13 protein-coding genes are annotated in these 22,665 nt (G+C 43.1%); 2 read left to right on the top strand and 11 right to left on the bottom strand.

Annotated elements, in window-relative coordinates:
• Positions 1 to 209: 209 nt before the first annotated feature.
• The 5 genes from GC093_RS25540 to GC093_RS25520 form a co-directional block, all read right to left on the bottom strand.
• On the bottom strand, positions 210 to 1,856 hold the full coding sequence (locus GC093_RS25540; RefSeq protein ID WP_171654744.1) for an extracellular solute-binding protein: 1,647 nt from the start codon (positions 1,854 to 1,856) through the stop codon (positions 210 to 212).
• A 239-nt stretch (positions 1,857 to 2,095) separates the two neighbouring features.
• Positions 2,096 to 4,480, bottom strand: a complete 2,385-nt coding sequence (locus GC093_RS25535) for a helix-turn-helix domain-containing protein (protein WP_171654743.1) — start codon at positions 4,478 to 4,480, stop codon at positions 2,096 to 2,098.
• 127 nt (positions 4,481 to 4,607) lie between these two features.
• A complete protein-coding gene (locus GC093_RS25530; protein ID WP_171654742.1) occupies positions 4,608 to 6,401 on the bottom strand; it encodes an MHYT domain-containing protein in 1,794 nt (597 codons plus the stop codon).
• 236 nt (positions 6,402 to 6,637) lie between these two features.
• Positions 6,638 to 7,066: a bactofilin family protein gene (locus tag GC093_RS25525; protein ID WP_171654741.1), complete on the bottom strand. Its 429-nt coding sequence runs from the start codon at positions 7,064 to 7,066 to the stop codon at positions 6,638 to 6,640.
• A 19-nt stretch (positions 7,067 to 7,085) separates the two neighbouring features.
• Complete coding sequence (locus GC093_RS25520) at positions 7,086 to 8,045, bottom strand: M23 family metallopeptidase (protein ID WP_171654740.1); 960 nt, start codon at positions 8,043 to 8,045, stop codon at positions 7,086 to 7,088.
• Positions 8,046 to 8,238: 193 nt separating this feature from the next.
• Between GC093_RS25520 and GC093_RS25515 the strand changes: the two genes are divergently transcribed.
• Together GC093_RS25515 and GC093_RS25510 are read left to right on the top strand one after the other, a co-directional pair.
• A complete protein-coding gene (locus GC093_RS25515; RefSeq protein ID WP_171654739.1) occupies positions 8,239 to 9,330 on the top strand; it encodes a ParM/StbA family protein in 1,092 nt (363 codons plus the stop codon).
• Positions 9,331 to 9,480: 150 nt separating this feature from the next.
• Positions 9,481 to 11,022, top strand: a complete 1,542-nt coding sequence (locus GC093_RS25510; protein ID WP_171654738.1) for an MDR family MFS transporter — start codon at positions 9,481 to 9,483, stop codon at positions 11,020 to 11,022.
• A 106-nt stretch (positions 11,023 to 11,128) separates the two neighbouring features.
• Here GC093_RS25510 and GC093_RS25505 read toward each other — a convergent pair whose 3' ends face one another.
• The 6 genes from GC093_RS25505 to GC093_RS25480 all read right to left on the bottom strand — a co-directional run bounded on the left by GC093_RS25505 (position 11,129) and on the right by GC093_RS25480 (position 22,594).
• On the bottom strand, positions 11,129 to 11,908 hold the full coding sequence (locus tag GC093_RS25505; protein ID WP_171654737.1) for a hypothetical protein: 780 nt from the start codon (positions 11,906 to 11,908) through the stop codon (positions 11,129 to 11,131).
• A 79-nt stretch (positions 11,909 to 11,987) separates the two neighbouring features.
• On the bottom strand, positions 11,988 to 13,328 hold the full coding sequence (locus GC093_RS25500; protein ID WP_171654736.1) for an ABC transporter substrate-binding protein: 1,341 nt from the start codon (positions 13,326 to 13,328) through the stop codon (positions 11,988 to 11,990).
• A gap of 56 nt (positions 13,329 to 13,384) precedes the next feature.
• Positions 13,385 to 14,950, bottom strand: coding sequence for an endonuclease/exonuclease/phosphatase family protein (locus GC093_RS25495; protein WP_171654735.1), 1,566 nt, complete (start codon positions 14,948 to 14,950; stop codon positions 13,385 to 13,387).
• A gap of 27 nt (positions 14,951 to 14,977) precedes the next feature.
• The gene (locus tag GC093_RS25490; protein WP_171654734.1) at positions 14,978 to 19,840 is read right to left on the bottom strand and encodes a fibronectin type III domain-containing protein; all 4,863 of its coding nucleotides are present in this window, start codon (positions 19,838 to 19,840) and stop codon (positions 14,978 to 14,980) included.
• A 31-nt stretch (positions 19,841 to 19,871) separates the two neighbouring features.
• Complete coding sequence (locus GC093_RS25485; protein WP_171654733.1) at positions 19,872 to 21,197, bottom strand: S-layer homology domain-containing protein; 1,326 nt, start codon at positions 21,195 to 21,197, stop codon at positions 19,872 to 19,874.
• 410 nt (positions 21,198 to 21,607) lie between these two features.
• Positions 21,608 to 22,594, bottom strand: coding sequence for a LacI family DNA-binding transcriptional regulator (locus GC093_RS25480; RefSeq protein WP_171654732.1), 987 nt, complete (start codon positions 22,592 to 22,594; stop codon positions 21,608 to 21,610).
• Between the last annotated feature and the right edge of the window lie 71 nt (positions 22,595 to 22,665).

The following is a 22,665-nucleotide window of genomic DNA, read 5'->3' as shown; positions in this document are numbered from 1 at the left end:
ACATATAAATATTTGTTTAACAGAAAGTCTCGGATAAATCGCCTCATAAAGGTTGGTTTAGCATTAGCTGCAGATCTGGTTGCCGATAATTGTACCGTTTTGGCCATCTCATACCCCTCCTTCCTCAAAATAATTGTCTCTATACATACGAATTCTTCTCTTAAAATAAGGGAGGGCTTCCCGGCCCTCCCCGCGGTTAGCATGAAAGATTAACGTTTGTTGTAACGATCCAAAGCTGCTTTTTGAATTTCAATAGCCCGGTCAATCTTAACTGATTTCAGTTTATCCACATATTTCTCAAAGGAATCTAACGGCTCGGCGCCCAAAATGATTTTTAAAGTCATTTCGTCTACCAATGTATTCACATCCGTCATAATTTTAGCGAACTCAGAGCTTTCTTCAGGCGTCGGTGTAACCGGCGGCATTTGATATTTCGCCATATCGGTCTTCGACCAGATTGGAAGAGCATCTTTTTGCGATTGGAGTGCCAAATATTGTGTAATATAGCCTTTGTCTTGAACGAACGGTCCGCTGTAGTTAGCACGAGTATACATTGAAAGAGTCTGTGCTGGCGCCAATTTATCCGGATTCTTCATTAAGAGATCTGTGTATTTAGGAACGCCATTCTCCATCTTATAGCTAACGCCTTCAGTACCGAAGTTAAAGTACTTATTGCCTTCTTCGCTATAGCCATAATCCAGCAGCTTAACAGCTAATTCCGCATTTTTGGAGGTTGCTGTGACCGCTACCATTCCTCCATTTATTGAAAATGGCAGGTCTCTTTGACCGAACTTAGGCGTATCGCCTTTCTTCAAAACCGGCTGAGGAGCCGCAACCAGCTTCGCCTTAGGATCCTTCTCTGTAAGCAGCGGCTGCCATTTACCGATACCGCCTCCCGTATTGGCAACAGTAGCGCCCGATGCGCCCGATGCAATGTTGGCATCAAAAGCCTTCGTATCGACAGTTGCGATGTTTTTATCTAGTAATCCTTGCTCATACCAACCGCGGAATAGTGCAAGCCATTCTTTATATCCCTTTTCAGCCGGGCCGAATTTAATCGTACCGTCTTCTCTATAGAAATCACGTGTAACCCCATAGGCACCCATAAAATGTCCGCTGTTAAATTCATTGAATACACGCGGCTTGCTGCTTGCAGTGAAGGGAGCTGTTGCACCTTTCTTCTCTTTGAAGGCCTTAAGCATAGCTGTCCAATCATCGATTGTTTGCGGCAACGGTAATCCGAGCTCGTCAAGCCAATCTTGACGAACGATCGGGCCTTGGTAAACCATAAGTAAATCATCACCACGAATGAATGGGAAGGAATAGTAGCTGCCGTTATCGGTTTTCACCATCTTGTCGATATCCGGATGGTCCTTTAAATATTTTTTCAAGTTTGGCGCATTTTTATCGATCAAATCATTGAGCTTCAGAATGTAACCGTCTTTAATCGCTTTTTCCGGTCCCCCTGGGAAATCCTTGAAAAAGTTAAACTCAATCATGTCTGGCAGATCACCAGAAGCAAGCATAACGTTAAGGGCTTCCTTCGCTTGGTTCGTAGGTGGAGCAATGAATTTCAATGGTACGCCGGTTTTTTTCTGCCATTCCTGGAAGAAAGGAGTATCAGCATGAGATGATTTCACACCGGTTAAGTTTCCGGTTAACTCCATCCAATAAGTTAAGGTTTTGTCCGTTTTCATCGGATATGTGGTTGCAGTCCCTGTTGCAGGTGCAGGCGTTGTAGCAGGTGTCTTGGTGTTATTGGCGGGCGCCGGTGCTGGTGTTGAACAAGCCATTACCATAGTACTCATTACAGTTGTCATAACAATTGTAGAAGCGATTTTCTTCTTTCTCTTCATAAATGAAAGACCTCCTTGAATTTCGGCTTACCCGAATTGGATTCTTATCGCATATTCGTATGAGACATTTCTCATAACTAAAGTATATGATAGCGCTTCCAAATATGTAATCATAATTATTGCCAATCTCATCTCCAAAACAGTTTTCTGACTATTCAAAATATACAATTCAATATGCAAAATACACAAAACATATAAAAAACACGGATTTTTAACAAAAAAAGCCGCCCAAAGGCAGCTCATTCGTCTTTCATTTCCTTGTATTTCCCAGGAGTAATCCCTTCATATTTCTTAAATGTACGAATAAATGCGTTAACGTCATTGAATCCCACATCTGCAGCGACATCACTTATATTCTTTTTACGATCCGTTATTAAATGTTTGGCTCTTTCAAGCCTGGTCTTATTAATCGAATCAAGCAAGCCTTCACCTGTATGATCTTTGAACAGCTTGGACAAATAGGCTGGCTTCATGTCAAAATGGCTACCTATCATGGAGATATTCAGATTCGGATCCTTATAGTTAGTATTGATGTATTCAATAATTTGATGAATCCTATCATCCAGCGTTCGCTGCCGAGATTGTTGAATATTTTGCTGACGTTTGTTAGATGTATATTCGCATACATTCCCTAAAAACTCGGTCATCTGCACTTGCATCTCTTGGATTGTTTCACTGTTCGTTATTTGTTCAATCCACTTCTCGATTCGTCTCGGATTCCGAATCAAGACACTGTCTTGAATATCCCCAAGCTCACTAATGGTTTTGATCATCGTGCTGACCAAATTTAGCATTAAGCAGCGAGCAATAGGTACCGACATGAACGTTCGGTTAAAATTGCGTTCGATGATCTCATCCAACGTCTGACGGGCCATAGTAAAATCGCCAATTTTGACGTAATTGATTAATTGCTGCTCAACCTGCAGTGGATAGTAGTAGCCTGTATCTGAATCTTCCGCCGCCGAGCTCAGATGAATTTCATCATAGGATAAAATCTCTTTACTCCCCATAACCAGCTTATATTCCATGGCGTCGAGCGCTTCCAAATAGGCTTGAGAAATCCCTGGCAGGCCGCTGTGTATGCCACTGATGGAAAGCGTTAATCCGATATGGTATTTCGTCATCAAGAACGTTTGCGCTTCGCGGGCGATAGATACCAATTGCTGCATGCGTGTCTCATTAGCCCCCGGTGAGAAGTTAATTAAGCAGACCAGCGTCTCTTCAATTTCCGTTACAAAGCCTTGGTGATGCTGTAAAGCTAATTCTTCTATGACATTGGTGATAATAAACTGCATTAGCTTCTGGGGATCTGTGGAGCCTATCTGCTGAATCCTTTCCTTGAAAGAACTGTTCTCTTGAAGATACAGCAGAATGACAGCAAAATCATCCGTAATGAACCGCATGTTAAAGGTTGCCAAGGATTCATCTACAGGAATTTGATCCAATTTCCCCTTTAATAATCGTCCTACAAAATTCGATCGCAATACATGATGCTGTTTTTTTCGTTCAGACATGCTTTTAGCTAATTCCACTAAGGTGTGATCGACCGCTTGTTGAATAAAACTGAATTCATTAGACCCCGGTTTTCGAAGCACATCCGCTTTATCAGAGAATGCCCGTACCAGCTGGCGAACAGGATTGTAATTTTTCCTCAGAAAAAAGTAGGTTAACAGCCCGCCGCCGAGCAAGCTTATTATAATACTCATATAAGTAAGCTTACGGACCTGCTCTGCCTTCTCCCAGAACAGCTGGCTAGGAATGATGGACAAATACTTCAGCTTAGATCGTTCGGATTGTATATAGGTGATCTCGTAGTTTTGTCCGTCCTTTTCCCAGAAAAAAACGTTGGACCCCGACATTTCTTTATCAAATGGAAAATCGAGCAGCAGCCGTTCGCTTTCACCTGAGCTTGATACAAGAAGCTGGTTAGCACCGTTCAAGATTAGCACATGCCCTTTATTGAACAGCTCCATATTCTCAATGGAACGGAGAATACGAGACTGATCGATCATGATAACATTAGTTCCTTCGGTTTCGCCAGACTCTATACGGTAAGAGCTAATATAAGCTACCGTCTTCCTTTGTTTGCCGCTTTCATCCACACGAACCATTGGAATAAAGCCCTTTTTGTCCTTTTGATTAAGAATATTGATCCATTGGTCGTATGAAAACGAACTCGTCTTATGCATCAATTCGTAGGCAAATGGAGCATCCCTATATATATCGGGTAACAGAACCTTGTTCGGGCCTGACAGATAGATATAGAACAAATCAATTAGAGAATAAGATGTTTTGTACATTAGGAGATCTTGTGTGATCTGATGCAAGTCATACAAATATTCATTAGGATAAATCTGATATTTATTCGAAAACAGCTGCCGCACTCTCATATTCCAGGTTAACTCAAAATTTAACCGCTCCATAGTATCGAATTGATTGTCCATAACCTCGCGAACTTGCTTCAACAGCGACTCATTAGCCTGGTGTATTTCATTCCCCAAGGTCTCACTGGATTTAATGTATACGATTACACTCATGACTACAGGCAACAGCAGAACAGCGAGGTAGGATAGAAGCCAGGTTAGCAAGACACTTCTTCTGTTGATTTGAAACTTTCCTAGCATCAAACTCCTCCTCCGCTACAAATGAAATACGCCGATGCTAAGTACTATTGTAACTGTTCTAGTAGAGTGAGTATACAAGCAAATCGTTAAAAAGTCCTATAGAATTTAAACCAGGCTCCTGCATCGCCTATGTTATAACAGGCAATGTAATATCTACCACAGTGCCCCTTCTACCGGCTTTGTATATATGAATTTCACCGTTATGCTCTTGGACTATCTGATAGCTTATCATTAAGCCGATTCCTGTCCCCTTATCCTTAGTGCTGTAAAAGGGCTCGCCTAGTTTACTCTGCCACTCATCAGGAATCCCAATGCCTTGGTCAGTGAATCGAATCTGAACCTTGTCATTGTTTGTAAAGCAAATTTGTACGTTAATATCCCCCCCATCTTCCATAGATTCTATTGCATTTATCAACACGTGACTAAAGACATGCCTTATTTTATTCTCATCACAAAAAATCCATGGTGTATCCGTTTCGTATTCAACCAAGATATGGATGTTACTCTGGATCGCTTGAGCTTCCAATTTCATTACAATATTTGTTAGGAGCTCATGCAGGTTGTATGCTCTAAATTCAACTGAGTTTGCCAGTAAAAGAAATTCCGACAGAATAGAATCGATCTGTCCCATTTCACTGAGCATAAGATCGAAGTAGATCTGTTTAGAGGTGCCTTCCTTTATCAATTGGGTCATACCCCGTACTGTAGTTAATGGATTTCGGACCTCATGGGCAATTCCAGCAGCAAGCTGACCAGCCATGTTAAACTTTTCTGCCCTCCTCAGCCGCTCCTCGTTACGTTTGCGTTCTGTTATATCCTTGCATACAACGAACACACCAATAACTTTTTCCTTAAGAATGATCGGAATGGTTGTAATACCGAGCTCAATAATATGACCTTGCTTATGCATGGAATGGATCTCATAATTTTTCGGTACGTCATGGTTTACATTCTCAAACTTCAGATCGAACTTTTCCACTTCCTCAGGCACGATGAAATCTGTATACGCTCGGTCTCTGAGCTCTTCTTTTGAATAACCGAGTATCTTTTCAGTCGCTTTATTCGCGGAAATAATTCTCCCTTGAAGATCGATTGAGCATACAATATCCGGGCTATGTTCAAAAAGCGATTGGAAATAAAGCTCATTTTTGCTTACGGCCTCATAAGCCAGCCTTCTATCAATATAAACGCCGAAACACACACATCCAACTAGTAAAAATAAAGCTAAGCACACGAAGTAAGATAAGCTTGTTGCTTCCATAACGTAGCTCGTTAACTGGACGTACAACGAATTTACAGGGGAGAAATGATTTTCGCCCAAGGTAAAGTGAAAAGCATTCATTCCCGTATAATGCATGCCTGAGATCGCTGTTCCTAGTAGAAGTGCATTGGCTAATTTACCCCACACATCAAGGAAATTATTCTTAACCTGAAACATTCGGAACATTGATAGGAACGAGACCCCGATAGAAATTAGAATGGATAGTGCAAACAGTATGGGTTCATACTTAATTTCATACGGGCTTTCTAACGCCGCCATTCCAATATAGTGCATAGAGCTAATACCCGCCCCCATGCAAAAACATGCAAAAATAAAACGGTACGTTTTCAAACTGCTGGCAAGCCTGAAGGCAATAAACGAAGAAAGGATCGGAATGACAAAAGAAACACAAGTAAGCAATAGATTATAGGAAACTGGAAAATGTGTATGAAACGCCAGCATCCCTACAAAATGCATGGACCAAATCCCAATTCCCAATGAAAAGGAGCTGAAAATCAAGAACAAGTACTGAATCCTTCTGTTCGATGTAAGGCGTGATTTGTGGGATAAATCCAGTGATACATAAGACGAAGAAATAGCGATTGCAATGGATAAAATTACAAGTGATAACGAGTAAAAGTTGCCTTCATTTACATCCATTATTCAACCCCCATTACTGTCATTAGTTGTCATTGATAATTATTAGGGTTTCAATAATACAGGAAAGTAAACTTATGTCATAAGAACATAGATTTTGTAACAGACTTCTTCTAAACACGAACCCATTAATCTTTGATATTCTACAAAATCAATTCAATTTCCTGCTGCAAATCATAAAAAAGGCACGTACTTAGGGTTGTTCTAGTACGTGCCAGTGAGTTAATTATATCCACGAATCATTGCCAAGTGGGTGATGTCGTGACAGGTTGATATTGATTTCCCTGCTGCTCAGCTTTATCCTGAGTTTCAGGCTGGGAAGTTTCGCTTTCCATTTTGCTCGTCCCTTGAAACTTACCGCCTTCATCGATTATAAGCGACTGCGCCGTAGTATTTCCAAACAGCTTGCCTGTTGAACGAATAGTCAGCTTGCCTTTGCATAGCACATTCCCATTCACGGTACCTGCTAGAATAACATCTCTAGCTTTAATGTTCGATTTGACGACTCCAAGCTCTCCTATGGTAACATCACCCGCACAATCTACATCCCCGATGATTTGTCCCTCAATACGAATACTCGCTTCCGACTTGATTTTGCCCTCAAATACAGTACCTTCGCCAATAAGCGTATCGGTGAAGTTTACCGCATGTTTCTTCCCTTTAAACATAAAGCAACCTTCTTTCACACTATTTTAAATACGGCTTCGGATCAATACTTACGCCGTTTTTCAACACTTCGTAATGCAAATGATTGCCCGTGCTTCTGCCAGTAGAACCGACAAGGCCGATAACCTGACCTTTTTCTACCTTTTCACCTTTGTCCACATTAATCTTATTCAGATGCATGTACCAGGTCCGCAGTCCGTCAGAGTGGCTTACAACAATATTGTTGCCATGGAGCGAGTCGCTTCCTGTAGACTGAACGACACCATCTGCTGTAACTTTAACCTTTGAATTTAGCGGCGCACTAATATCGTATCCACTATGATAGGTAGGGCGAAATGTAAAAGGATCCTGCCTCAGTCCGAAGCCAGAGGTTATGGTCCGGCTGTCTACAGGCCAAATAGAAGGCGTGACTCTCTGCTTCTGTTGAACAGCCAATGCTTCCTCTTTAGTGTTAACAATACTATTTTTCAGATTATCCACTTCTTCATTCATATCAGTCAGCATTGTTCTGGTCTGCTCCAGCATGTCCTTAACCTCGTCTTGAGTCGCTGGATGCATAACCCCTCCCATTGCCTTCCCCGTAGATGCCGGATCAGCCGAGGCTGTCTTTTTGTCAGATCCTTTAATGGTCTGCACTTCTTCCTCCAGCTTACGAATATCATCAATTTGAGACTTCATATCCGACGTTTGCTTGGACAGCTTGATAACCTCGTTCTGCAGCTGCTCGATCGTTTCATTCTTCTCTTGAACCGTTGTTGCGTATAAGGTATCCTGACTGTATACACGCGTCTGCAAATTACTCGCAACCATTACCGTTCGTGCATGAAGAACGTACAGAAACAAGGTTACGATAACTAAACTTAATAAACCTGCACCGGCGATGTAAGGGATCAGCTTGGGCACCTCGAAACGACGAACAGAGCTGTTAGCATCAGGAATAATAACGAATGTATAACGCTTTTTGCCCCATTTCAATTTCATTTCCGCCCTTTCTAATTGGCACAAATTTACAATCCTCGCTAGAATATGATATTATTCGTCACATTAGACAAAAAAACCTTCTCAGCAGACAGCCACCCCCTGAAAATGGTTCTAAAGTACGAAGGGATTTCAATCACAGGGAGCGAATTTAGTACTAAATAAGCAGGTGGAATTGACAGGAGGGCATTTATAGATGAAATTAGCGGGAATTGATATCGGTAATGACAGTATTAAAGTAGTGTTGGATGGTGTTCGTGATCCATTAACGGTCCCAAATATTGTAGCACCCGGATTTGAACGACATATTTTGCAAGAAGAGGATTCTCCCCTTAAAGCACTCGATGTTGTTGTCCACAGTCCGAGACTATCCAGAAATAATCAACGGTATTTCGTTGGTTTGCTGGCCATGGAAAATGAGGATAGTGTGGAGCTGGAAGAGACGGATAACAAGGCCGTCTCGGATCAATCCTTGATTGTTGCTTTAACCGCGTTAGCTTATGCGGCCATCGTCAGTCAATCCGTTACGAATACCGGCTATAACAATACAGAAGAAGCGGAGTATGTAATCGGAACCGGACTTCCGGTCCGCACCTATTCTTACTACAACAAAACATTTGAGGACCGCTTGGTAGGCGAGCATGAAGTGACCTTCCTATCAACACCGAATATGCGCAACCGCAAGGTCAAAGTATCCATTCGTCGGGCGATTGTGTCCATTGAGGGTGCTGCGGCTTTGTTCCATATGGCGACCCATGACAGCCTGCAAGTAAAAGATGAGGAGCTGTACAACGGCTGCATCGGCATTTGCGAAATGGGTGCTTTAACAACTGACTTTCCGGTTGTGAACAAAATGAGCATCGATAACCAATTCAGCACAGGAGAGCAAATAGGACTCGCTACATACTTGGATAACATTATCCGGGACGTGGAGGATCAATATGGCTACCGATTCCCAAGCCGCGCCAAGCTAGTCCAACGGATCAAACGCAACGACTTCAATATACGCCGTATGGGCGAAGGTCAATCCACCATAAAGCCCGTCATCGATATGTACTTCAACAGAGCTGCATCCAAAATCGTCGATCTAATCAAAAAACGTTGGAAGAAGCATCCTGACATTCAATGCTTCTACGTTATTGGCGGAGGCGCAGCAGCACTTAAACCTTATATTATTGACGCTGCCGGTCCGATCAAGCTTCGTTTTGTAGACGACAGCGAAATGCTTAACGTACAAGGCTACCTGAAGCTTGCCAAGAGTAAGATGAATCAGACTTCATTTGTGTAAGAAATAATCTTAAATCAAACAAGCTACCCCTCATGTAGATGTATCTACTTTGGGATAGCTTTTTTTATATTCCTATTTAAACCCTGACAGACTCTTGTCAGGGTTCTTTCTTTATAATCAGTTTATACATTGAAGAAGGGAAATGAAAACATGATAAAAACAAGTAATCAAACTGGAATGGTCTTAGCAGGACTTCTGCTTTCGATTCTTATGGCTTCGATGGATAATACGATCGTGGCTACAGCTATGGGCTCCATTATTGGGGATCTTGGAGGGCTCGACAAATTCGTATGGGTAACTTCTGCTTATATGGTTGCAGAAATGGCAGGAATGCCCATCTTCGGCAAATTGTCCGATATGTATGGACGCAAGCGCTTTTTCGTCTTCGGTATTATCGTATTCATGCTAGGATCTGCATTATGTGGAACAGCTACCTCGATTGTTCAGTTGAGTATTTACCGCGCTATTCAAGGAATTGGCGGGGGTGCTCTTGTACCGATTGCATTCACGATCATGTTCGATGTGGTCAAACCCGAGAGCAGGGGCAAGCTGATGGGAATGTTCGGCGCTGTGTTTGGCATGTCCAGCATATTCGGTCCCCTGCTTGGTGCTTACATTACTGACTATATTCAATGGGAATGGATATTTTACATCAATTTGCCTTTAGGGCTTATCGCCTTCTTAATGATCGCCTCTTTCTATAAAGAGTCGCACCAACACGCTAAGCAGCGAATCGACTGGGCTGGTGCTTTAACGTTGGTTGGCGCCATCGTCTGCCTCATGTTCGCATTGGAACTTGGCGGTAAGACATATGCCTGGGGCTCCACTACTATCATCAGCTTATTCACTGGATTTGCACTGCTCGCTGTCGGGTTTATCTATGCGGAGACAAAAGCAGAAGAGCCTATCATTTCGTTTCGTATGTTCCGAAGCCGCCTCTACGCAGCAAGCAATTCAATTGCCATGTTAAGTGGGGCCGCATTCATTCTGGCATCTGTGTATATTCCAATCTACATTCAGGGCGTTCTTGGCGGAAGCGCAACGAACTCAGGTCTTGTATTGCTTCCAATGATGCTGGGCACTGTCGTTACTGCTACTGCCGGAGGTTTCTTGATTTCCAAATATTCGTATCGTGCCATCCTGATTGCCACTCTCATCATGCTTGTGGCAGGAATTGCACTTCTAACCACATTAACACCCAGTTCATCCCGACTTCTTATCACGACTTATATGATTCTAGTCGGTTTGGGAATCGGCGCTTCGTTCTCTGTACTGAGCAATGCAGCCATACACTCAGTTTCAGCAAATCAGAGAGGCGCGGCAAGCTCTACACTAAACTTTCTTCGATCGCTCGGCATGACGATCAGCATTACCCTATTTGGCATTATACAAAGCCACTCATTAACACGGCATCTGACAGATTCTTTCACCAGCAGCGGTCAACTCGCATTACCTCAAGGATTAGACTTTAATGACCCGCATGCTCTACTGGATCCGGTAACTCGCAGCCAAATTCCAGAGCAAGTACTCAGCCAGATCACAGAAAGCCTCTCGTCTTCCATCGTGACGACATTTGCCTTGGGAATTATCCCTGCTGTACTCGCGTTGACTGCTGCTTTGGCAATGAGCAGAGAGAAGTTCGTTGTCGTTGTAGAAGAGGAAGCAAACGATAGTTTCGTAGTTTCACATTAAACATGCTCCGTTTCATAATAATGACGCACAAAAAACAGTCTAAACTTCAGACCGAAGTTAGACTGTTTCTTATTTGTTATGCGTACCTGAAATAAATAGAACCCAATTAACGCTTCACTGGCCGAAAAAAGGTTTCCATATCACTCATACCATACAAGCTCATACTGGCAAACGTGACCGTTAAGCCTTGAGTCGATTTGGCCAGTGTTTCATTTAGTCTGGCTATAGCCGCATCACTTAGCTCCGCATATTCCTTGTTGGCAAAATATCCGATGGATACATGAGGACGGAAAGCGGTAGAAGTCGTATATAAACCATAACGTCGTTTGTACTCTTCAATCAACATGGTTCTCTGTTGTTCAACCTGTTTCAGGCGTTGTTCTGATATGGGATCGGCAGGCTTTAGATTGACGACTACCGCGCTATTCCCACGTTTTTCCACTTCTTTGAAAGCAAATGTGATGGGACCTTCCATCGGAAGATCAAGTGAAACTCCTTGCTCAGTGCACAGAAAACGATTGCGCTCAGAAGCTGAAAATGTTTCATGCAGATTCGCTAACATATCCTCTGCATCGAAACGGTCCGGTCGCGCTATTTTATTCAAATTGCCATTATTCAATCCATCCCAAACCGTTACATGGTAGGAATGAAAAGGCAGCGGACAAAAAAAGTACGTTTTAATGAACTGATCCAATCCTGCTTTATTGAGATTGTGATAAAAAGCAAGTTCCGGATCTGATGGCCTGCAGCAAATAACCTCTAATAGATCGTAAGAGCCCAATGGTTGAATACTGTTTCCCGGATTGTCAAACAAAAGGGAAACTCCCCGGAATGGAGCCCAGACCGGTTTCATGCCGGCTATCTTTTGGTTTGTAATACTTAGCATGTTTCATCCTCTTCCTATCCTATTAAATAAATACATTACATCAGACAAAGCATTTGAGGATGCCACTACACGTTCCATATCATTTGCTTTTCGCTGATTGTATATTTTTATCAATCATTTCTTCCGCATCTCTAAGCGCGGAGTTAATATCCTTGCCTGAAGTGACCATATTCGTCATTTCCTTGGAGATAACATTAATTACTGCAGTATCATAAAGCGTAGGCTGGTAAGGCTTCGCCAGGCTCGTTTTGTAAACCGCCTGAATGTTTCTCGTTTTCATAAAGTCCATATTCGAACCGAATGCTTTCTTGACTCCTTCATCTTTCAGTACGCTGAATCTGCCGTTTTTGGAAAGATCCAACTGCACTTCATTTGAAAGCACGGCTGCCATCACACGAAAAGCATCATCTTTGTTTTTGCTTGTTGTTGTCAATACCATCAAATGCTCATCCGGTCCTATGCCTACGCCAGGCGCCTCAGGCCAAGTCGGAAACGACACGATGTCCCAGTTCAGATCCTTTAATTTATCCAGTCCCGCATCAAAAATAATATTAATTTCAGCAATCATAGCTAGCGTCCCTTTGGTGAACAAATCGTCGCCTTTGCTTTTCGTTGTAATTTGGCTATTGCCAGGAATACGGTAAATATCCACCACCTGACTTAATACTTTTTTCCATTGGTCAGAGTTAATTACCGTTTTTTCCGTCTTTGTATCTACTAAAGGAAGAGACAATTGCGAGGCCAGTCTTTCAGGCACGTTAGGTTCAAGGCCCCGGTACGTGACACCGTTCTCGTTACGGGTCACGAGCTTAGCAAGTTCTGCTACTTCAGCCCAAGTCATACCATCCTTCGGATAAGGAACGCCAAAGCGGTCGAAAATATCTTTATTATAGTACAGCGCCCCAAAGTTTCTAGAGTATGGGAGAGCCACAAGCTCTGCTTTCTGCGATGCTGATTTAATCGCCTCTAAAGCTTCCGGCTCAATTGTGGAGACATCCAACTTATGCTTTTTAATTAAACCTTCAATGGATTCCAACAATTTCAGATCCTCTAACTGAGGCATCCCGTTCACATTGTTCGATATGATAATATCCGGCGTTTGCTCAGCCGTCACCAAACCTGCCAACGAATTGTTCGTATAAGTTACCCGAGACAGTGTAATCCATGGATGCTTCTTTTTCACCGGTTGCACAAAATAGCGGTCAAATTCTTCATCACTTAAATATCCAGTCGATTTGATACCAACGCTGATCGTTACCGGATTATGCTGTTCTTCTCTTGCAGTGTTATCTGCTACTGCTGCTGGATCTGTTGTTTTATTACAACCGGCGACCATGCACAAAACCGAGATACCCAATACGGTACGAAGCATGATTTGCCCTGCTTTACCCCGCTTATTTTCACCTTTTCTGAAATTCATTGCGTCTACTCCTTTGCAAAGTTGCATTTGATGATCTAACATTACTAAAAAGAAATTCATTCGGTGTCTTTGTTGCTCCCATCAGTTACACTAGGAACTTGACCTTGCTGCAGGGTACCAGGCGTTGGTGTTTGAAATACGTCCAACGTTACCATCTTGTTGCTCCCATTCTTCGGAAACGTATAGATAATACTATCATTTTGGGTAACATTCAATCCTTTATCGTTATACTCGGCCAAACTGATGATATCCCCCTGTGGACCGACAACAGCAACAGCTCTGCGCAGGTTACCATTCATTCCCTCTGTACCCGGGGTTTTTAGCACAAGCATCTGGTCTCCGGTCAGCGAACTTTGCTCCAAACTATAGTTGCTTATAAATTCGTCTAGGGGCGCATCGTGTCTGATCTCTTTTTTCAACCAAACGACCTTCACTTCTTTCGCCTTGATCACACTGGTCTCGCTGAATACATCCTTTGTGATATCCCACTTATTCACTGTACCTTCATCACTTGTTCCCGCTTTACTCGGGTCGCTATAATAGTGAATTTTATAATCTGATAAGTCAATATCTTGCTCCGATGCGTTATACATCTCGATATATCCGTACTGCTGCCCACTGGATGATTTGGGTACGATCTCGGTAATCAACAGCGGTGGTACCTGATCTGCACGGTCATCTGAGCTGTTTGAATCCTGTCTAACCGAGATTTCCTTCCTCTGCTTCACATCCGCAATTACAGGAAAATGATCACTTGGATATTTCCCGTTTTTAGCAAAATCGTTGATCTCCAGATGTTCTACCGATACATCACCTTGATACAAAATCCAGTCAATTCGCTTCGCCATACCACTGCCGGTTGCTTTATTGAACCCGTTGAACGTACCGAGGTTTTCTCCTATTCGAGTTTTGGATGTAATCATGGAATCCAGAAAACCCGCATTTTTGAATAATTTATAGGTTTCACTACCGACATCATCATTGAAATCCGCTGTTACAAATACAGGCACTCCCTGCTCGAACTGTTGCACCTTATAAGCTATCAGTTGAGCCCCTTTGTGTCTTGCCTCTTCCGACTCATGATCTAAATGCGTATTGAGGAAATAAAATGGCTGCTTCGTTTTCATGTCCTGAAATTTGACCCATGTAGCCAATCTTCGAACCCGATTCCCCCATGTTCTTGAACCCTCCACATTGGGTGTATCCGACAACCAGAATTGTCCGTTTTCCAGTGGGGAAACCCGAGTTTTGTTGTAATATATAGTTGTAACTTCATCAAAATTATCTTTCTTACTACGACCGCCGATTTTATCGTATTCAGGAAGTGCCGCAGACAGATCATTATGCTGCTTGAGCACACCTTCCTGCGTACCGAAAACGTCCGGTCTTAACTGTTGTATCATCTCAACTATCAAAGGCAGACGACTTTTCCAGGTTTGCTCATCCTTGTCATTCAAAAACCGCAAATTGTACGTCATCAATCTCATATGGTTTTCCTTCCCGCTATCATCATTTTGTCCATCGCTATCTTCCATGGACGCCTGCTGCATAGGCTGCAGGACGCACGCGATAGTTAGAATACTAAGGATGATTTGTAAGAGGCGGGGATGTCGTCTTATCATGTTTGGGTCCCACACTTTCTCCCATATTTAATTAATAAATTGTAAATATTGCAGCAATCGCTTCGTCATGGTAATTGTTTGCGCACGGGTCGCATTGGCAACTGGGGCGAACCGGTTGTCATCCATTCCTTGTATAATACCTGTACTAACCATTTCATCCACCGATTTTAGTGCCCAATCGCTGATGTTGATGTTATCTCTGAACGAGTTCGATGTGACCTGAGCCAGTGAAGCTTCACTCATATGCAGAGCTCTTGACATCATAACAGCCATTTCTTGGCGGGTAATCTGATCGTTAGGATAAAATTGAAGGTTATCGTCTCCTTCAATTAGTCCTGACTGCGAGGCCAATTGGACGGAATCGAAAAACCAGTCACTGTTCTTCACATCCTTGAATTTCAAGCCCGTCGTTTGATTTGGCACCAAACCTAACGAACGGACCAAGATGGCTGCGAACTCTGCTCGTGTAATCGCTTGATCCGGATGGAACGTATCTTTAAAAATCCCATCAAACAGCAGCTTGGAAGCCATCTGTTCTATATCGGCTTGAGCCCAATGTCCCTGTACATCGTCAAATGTACGAGTCGCTTGTATAATGCCATAAACACTGTTACCTTGTCTTTTGATCGTGACAATCGTTTTACCGTCTCGTTTCTCGAAATAGGATGGAACAAACTTCATTTGACCGCTGGACAAATCCAGCACGGCCGCTGAAGCCGCATCTGCTTCTCCATCCATCTCAATCGTGCGGACTGCATATACCCCGTCAAATGGATTAACTTCCAATTTGCCCATGCCGGATTCTACCCAGACTGTAAATTGATAAGCTGTACCGAGCCATTTTGCTCCATGAGACTGGACCAGTTCACGACTCTTTTCTTCAGATGAGCCCGTCAATTTTTCTATTTGAATGCTGATGCTCATATCGCTTATACTTCCGCCAAGATTCTTCATCAATTCTTGGTAATTAAGGGCGCGAAGCGGCAGCTCATACGTAACCTGATTTGTTTTCAGTATCATTGCAGCATTGGGCTTACGGGTCAACCCATCCATCCATATGGCGGCAGGAACTGTCATCTTTACCGCAGCTTCACTACCGCTGTAAGAAATCGTTATCGTATGATTTTGTGCATCCAACCATGTAAACGCCTCTTTTAACTGACTTCCATTCACATCAAGGATGGCCATAGGGTTACCAGAAGAGCTAGTTTCTTTACGTGTAATATATTCTACAGAAGCCGGTTTCTCAGCAGTTATGTTAGGGGACGTATTGGCGGTACTTCCGCCTGATGCACTTCCGCCTCCACCACTGCTACCGCTTGAATGATTGGATGATCTGATTACCGAAACTTGCATGGAAGCTGTTTTACCCCCATACGCTGCGGTAATGGTCGTATCTCCAACAACGTTTAACGCCGTTACTTTCCCTAAGGCATCGATGGTCGCAATACTCGCATTGGAGCTCGAAAACTTGGATTGTGATGTGACATCCACGTTGTCCATTCCTAAGTAATTGGCAGTAACCGAAACATTCCAGCTGCTGTTAGTTCTTATTGTTGAAGATAGTCCGTTAACTGAAATCCCCTCGAGAAAATAAGGTTTCGCATACACCGGATCGGATGGAGTCGTTTCTTTATTATAAGTCACACCTGTTACAGTGAATTTATAAGTGGATCCATTCGTTAATCCTGTCACTTTATAGGCGTATACCGAGTTATTTACCGTGTAAGTGGAAGCCGTCACTGGCACATCGTTCATATACACTCTATATCCAAGCAAAGGTGTTAACAATGGATCCCAGCTAAGGGAAACGGTCTGACTTTGATCGCCAACTGTTGCCTTAAGTTTATTTGGCTTAGGATCATACAAAATCGTGGCCAATTCGGAAGCTTGTGAAGAAAGTTCTTCCAAATCAACAGCTGTTACGGCAAATTTATAAATTTCACCGACGATCAAATTTTTATTGACCATGATTGAAGTTTGTGAAGCATTCACTTCATAATCGAACTCAAGGTTAGAAATCGGTTTATTCAGGTTTGAGCTGCGATCGAAATGATATACTTTTACACGGTAATTGGCCATATCCGGCTCTGAATTAGATGCCCAAGATAACCTGATGGCATCACCCTCATTTTGCACGGATACTTGTTGCGGCTTGGACGGTGGTGATCCGTCAATCACGATTTCACGTCCAGGTGGAGTCGCCACACCCATACTCTCGTATACTTGATCCGCTGTCATGGTCTTGATCAGGAACTGATACTCCTTATTTTCACTTAACCCGTTAAATCTGACCGCTGTATTGCCCTTCGGTATCTTCCCCTCCATGAGATTCCCGTTCTGATCGTAAATATTGACATATTGATATTCCTCAGCTGCTGTTAGGGGGCCTGCCTCCGTCCAGCTGATAAGTGCCGTTGTCTTCCCCCATCTTGCTTTGGGATTCACAACTTCAGCAATCGGCAATCGGCCTGGCGTTGGTTTCATATGCGTCCCTGTTTGGGTCATAATGAAGCCGCCGTCTGTCGGATATGTATACTGGATGCTTTCCTTGTTTAATACGTCCAGTGTCGCGGAAGCCCCTTTATTATACACCGCTACACTAATGAGTTTACCGGAAGGATCTGCGATACCAACCGATCTGAAGGAGGTGCCGTTAAAACCATCTGTACCGGCATTGTTCAAGGCGAGCATTTGGACTCCATTCAATTCACCTTCGGCCAAACCATAGTTGTTTCTGAATTCGCTTAACGGTGCATTCCAGCCTTTACCGTTTTGCTTTTTTACCCAGATGACCTTTGTTTGTTTAGGCTTGATTTTGGCGTCGGTGCCCGAGGTATCCATGACGATCGGCCATGTATTAATTTTGCTTGCATCTGTAAAATACACATCGGAGCCCGGATATTTGTTAAAGTTAGCTATCGTACCGAAAAAGTATTTAATCGAGTAGCCTGTCAGATCGATTTCCTCGTCTGAAGCGTTATAAATTTCAGTATAGGAATAATTGCTTCCGCTGTCTCCCGAGTTCGGGACTACTTCCGTGACAAGCAGCGAAGGAACCGAAGAAGAAGTTTTAATGACAACCTCCACAGGAACAACAGCCGTTTTACCACCATACAAGATGGTAATTACGGCTTTACCGACCGTCAACGCTGTAATACTCCCCATCTCATCAATCTTGACTACCTTATCATCCGAGCTTGAAAATGCGGCGGCGTTCGTCACATCCACATGAGAAGCTCCTGAGTAGTTAGCTGTGACCGAAAGGCTGTATAGGCCGCCGAGCCACAGTTTGGACGATAAAGGGCTGACATCTATGCTTTCCAGTACGACTGGTGTCGCATACACCGGCTCTGATGGGAGTGTTTCTTTGGAATCGAATACGCCCGTTACCGTAAACTTATATTTCGTTCCGTTCGTCAATCCCGCCACCTGATAATCGTATACAGAACCGTTGACTGTAACCGCATCGCTATTAACAGGGACATCATTTACGTAAACCCTATATCCCAAGAGTGGAAGAAGCAGCGGATTCCATGATAAAAGAACAGTTCCGTTCCCTTCTACTGCTTTAAGACCTGTCGGTTTATTCTCAAATTCGATTGAACCCAGTTCCGAAGGCGCCGAGGTAAGCCCCTCTAAGTCATATGCCATAACGGCAAACTTATATAGTTCTCCTCCTATAAAATCATGTTTGATTATAAGTGAAGTTTCTGATGCTGCTGCTTCATAATCATAAGGTTGACCGGAAAGAGGGATGTTTTGATTGGTTGATCGGTCATAATGATACGCTTTGATACGGTAACCGGCCAAATCCTCCTCGGAACTAGCCACCCATTTCAGCCTGATCGAATCTTCTACAATCTCAGCCGAAATTTGCGGTACTTGAGCAGGAGGCAATCCATCCAATCGGATCGTACGCCCGGGAGGTGTCTGCGTGCCGAAGCTCTCGTACACCTCATCGGCCGACATCGTTTTGATATTGAAGGTATAATCCGTACCACTGCTTAATCCGTTCACTCGAGCCGTAGTCGTTCCCTTCGCAATCGGGCCAGCTGCCTTTATACCGTTTGCGTTGTAAATATTGACAAACTTATACTCCGCACTGGAAGTCAAATGGTCAGGTTCTGTCCAGCTGATGTCTGCCGAATGGAGATCCCACTTCACTGATGGATTCAGAACTTCATCTATCGGCAGACGTCCTGGTGTCGGTGTCTTATGTGTAGCCGTTTGAGTCAAAATAAAACCGCCAGCCGACGGGTACGTATACTGGACGCTTTCCTTGCTTGAGACGTCCAGTGTCGCTGATGCCCCTTTGTTATACACCGCTACGCTGATGAGTTTGCCGGAAGGGTCTGCGACACCGACCGATCGGAAGCTGGTTCCGCTAAAGCCGTCTGTCCCCGTATTGTTCAGGGCGAGCATTTGGGCTCCAGTCAATTCACCTTCGGCCAAACCGTAGTTTTTTTGGAATTCGCTTAACGGCGTATTCCAGCCTTTACCGTTTTGCTTTTTTACCCAGATGACCTTTGTTTGTTTAGGCTTGATCTTGATGTCGGTGCTCGAGGTATCCATGACGATTGGCCATGTATTAATTTTAGTTGCATCCGTAAAATACACATCTGAGCCGGGATATTTGTTAAAGTTAGCTATCGTACCGAAAAAGTATTTAATCGAGTAGCCTGTCAGATCGATTTCCTCGTCCGAGGCGTTATAAATTTCAGTATAGGAATAATTGCTTCCGCTGTCTCCTGAGTTCGGTACTACCTCAGTGATAATCAATGATGGTGCCTGCGCGGCATGGGCTGTTGTTGGTGCTGTTGTAAACTGAAAGCTCGCAAGCAGTAAAGCAAAAACAATAACTAGATTAAACAGTTTGCTGAATTTCAACGGCATTACCCTCCCGTATAGTTCTGGTTAATTATAACACTTTCATGTACTGCAACAGCCGTTTAATCACTACTACCGCCTGCGCCCTGGTCGTATTGGCTTCCGGAGCAAACTCGGTTTCTGTCATTCCCTGCATAATTCCCGCACGTACCACTTCAGCTACTGCCGACTGAGCGCGAATAGCGTTCTGGTCACTGAAGGTTACTGCCGTGCCGGTGTCCGTTGATGCTGCTCCGCTGACACTTTTTAATGCTTTGGAAATAATTACGGCCATTTCTTCACGGTTAATATTTTCATTTGGTTTAAGCAAACCATCGCTGGAGACGCTGATCAGACCTTCCTTGGAAGCGGTGACCGCGGTCTTAGCAAACCAATCCGAAGACTTCACATCTTTAAATAGTTGAGGCGCTTCAGATGCCTGCTCCGTTCTCCCCTCTTCCCACCCTAGTCCTCTGACAAGCATAGCCAGAAATTGAATCCGGGTAATCGTTCCATCAGGTGCAAAGTTGTGATTATCGACGCCCGTGACAATTTTTTTGGACGCCAACAGCTCAACATCTGACTTGGCCCAATGTGTTTTCATGTCGCTGAAGGTAATGGTTGACTCCACTGCAGATCCGGAATTAGAGGGTACTTTCGGAATAACGACCGGATTAGGCTTCGTTTCTTTTTTAACTGAACTCTGACTGGGAAGCAGTGTGCCGGGTGTCGCTTTTTCGTGTGTTGACATCTTGTTCATCGTATTCCCGATACTGCTTGGGTAAGAGTAGACGATACTTTCATTATCTTCTACATCGATACTTTCTCCATCGTTATAAATTGCTCCCACAACCCTATTGCCCTTTGAATCGACGATTCCAACGGCTCTCAGTTTAGTTTTATTCAAGCCATCCGTTTTAGGGTTTTTTAGAACTAGCGTCTGTGCTTCCGTTAAATCATCTGCTGCTTTTCCATAGTTTTTTTTGAATTCATCCAGTGGAGCGTTATGTGACTTTTCTTTTTTGACCCAGATCACTTTAACTTCTTGCGGCCTGATGATGCTGCTATTGCTGAATGAATCTTTAATGATTGGCCAAACGTTAGCTTTTTTCTCATTCCAAATGTTTGCCGTATCGTAGTAGTAATAAATACTGTAATTGGCCAGATCGATTTCTTTATCGGATGCATTGTAAACCTCTATAAAGCTGTATTGAGCATTACCGTTTGAATTCGGTACAATTTCTGTAATGAGTAAAGGAATCGTCGTCGATTCAGCCGCATAACTTTTTTGGGGATTGGAGACTACACTTAGGCTCGTCATCATTAAAGATAGTGCAAGTGCAGGAACGAATATTTTGCGGAAATTTATCATTTTCATTATTTTCACCTCAGATAAGTAGTAGAAATACATAAAATTACATCTCAAAGCGTTCAGTTTGAACATTTATAGACACAGGCGGGTGTTGTTAAGTACTATGTATACTCTTCGGGTTGGAAAAGGGCATCCGCACTGCCTCTAGAGTAAAAATTACAATAAGTTCATTTTCTGTAAAACGCTTCCATCCCACCTGTTCACCTGCCTTCCAACTTGTTTTCTCTTTGTTGATCATGTGAACCGAATGAAACGTCATGAAATCGATTTCATTTTTATTTATACGTTATAAATATATTATATATTATTTAATATATCAATGTTTTTTTGTGAAAATGCCTTGATCAAAATAAATGCCACCCTTCAAGGCGTAAAACAGCCATGTAAGGGCAGCACCGAATACTGATATCTTATCCTCATGTTTCTCTAATAATTAACTGATGCGGGAGATGCACTACATTCTCCTGAATATGGTTTTTGTTTTGCAATTTCTGAATCAGCATTTCCACAGATTTATAACCTAATTCATACATGGGCTGTGCAACTGTCGTCAAACTAGGATTCGTAATTTCGGATACAAATGTCCCGTCGAAACTAATCAGACTTATATCCGGAGGTAAAAATATGGTCCTATCCTTTATTCCCTTCAGAATGTAGGAAGCCTGTAGATCCGAATTTGTCAATATAGCGTCAATCTCCAGTCCCTTTTCCTTAATTCCGTTAATAGCATCTTTAATTTGCTCCAGCACACTTTTCGCTTTCACAACAAGATGAGGATTATAGTCGATCCCAGCTTCGCTTAACGCTTGCTTGTATCCGTTTAAACGCCCTGCACCTGAGCTGGATTTTCTTGTCCCGGTGACATAAGCGATGTTCTTTTTCCCTCTGCTGGTGAGCTCTCGTGCCGCATCATAGCCAGCTTTATGGTTATCAATGGTCACACAGGGAACTTCCAGATCCTCAAAATACTCATTGCATAATACAACCGGGTATTTATTAAATACATCACCTAAAACATCCTTGCTTGCATGCAGCGAAACGAAAATGATACCGTCGGCCAGATTCGTTCTCAGCAAATTAATATAAGCATCCAGCTGCCATTTATTAAACTCCGTTGTTCCTGTAATGATATGATAACCGTTTTTATAAGTGGCCGCTTGAGCACCTCTAGCGATACCGGCAAAAAACGGATTATTCATCGTAGGAAGAACCATGACGATAATTTTGCTTGCCTGCTTCCGGAGATTTTTGGCAAACTGGTTCGGCTTATAGTTAATCAGCTCAATAATTTGCTGCACCTTCCTACGTGTTTCCGGTTTCACAGTAGGATCATTATTAATGACCCGGGAAACCGTCGCAGGTGAAACACCCGCTCTTTCCGCCACTTCTTTCACAGAACTCATCAAAAAAACTTCCCTTACTATAAGAGTCAAAACATGCCAAGGTAAAGCTGCCTTCCTATTCCACTATCCCT

The organism is Paenibacillus foliorum, from assembly GCF_013141765.1.
Classification (GTDB): domain Bacteria; phylum Bacillota; class Bacilli; order Paenibacillales; family NBRC-103111; genus Paenibacillus_S; species Paenibacillus_S foliorum.
The sequence above is the reverse complement of the archived record's forward strand: the minus strand, read 5'-3'. Positions and strand labels throughout refer to the sequence as shown.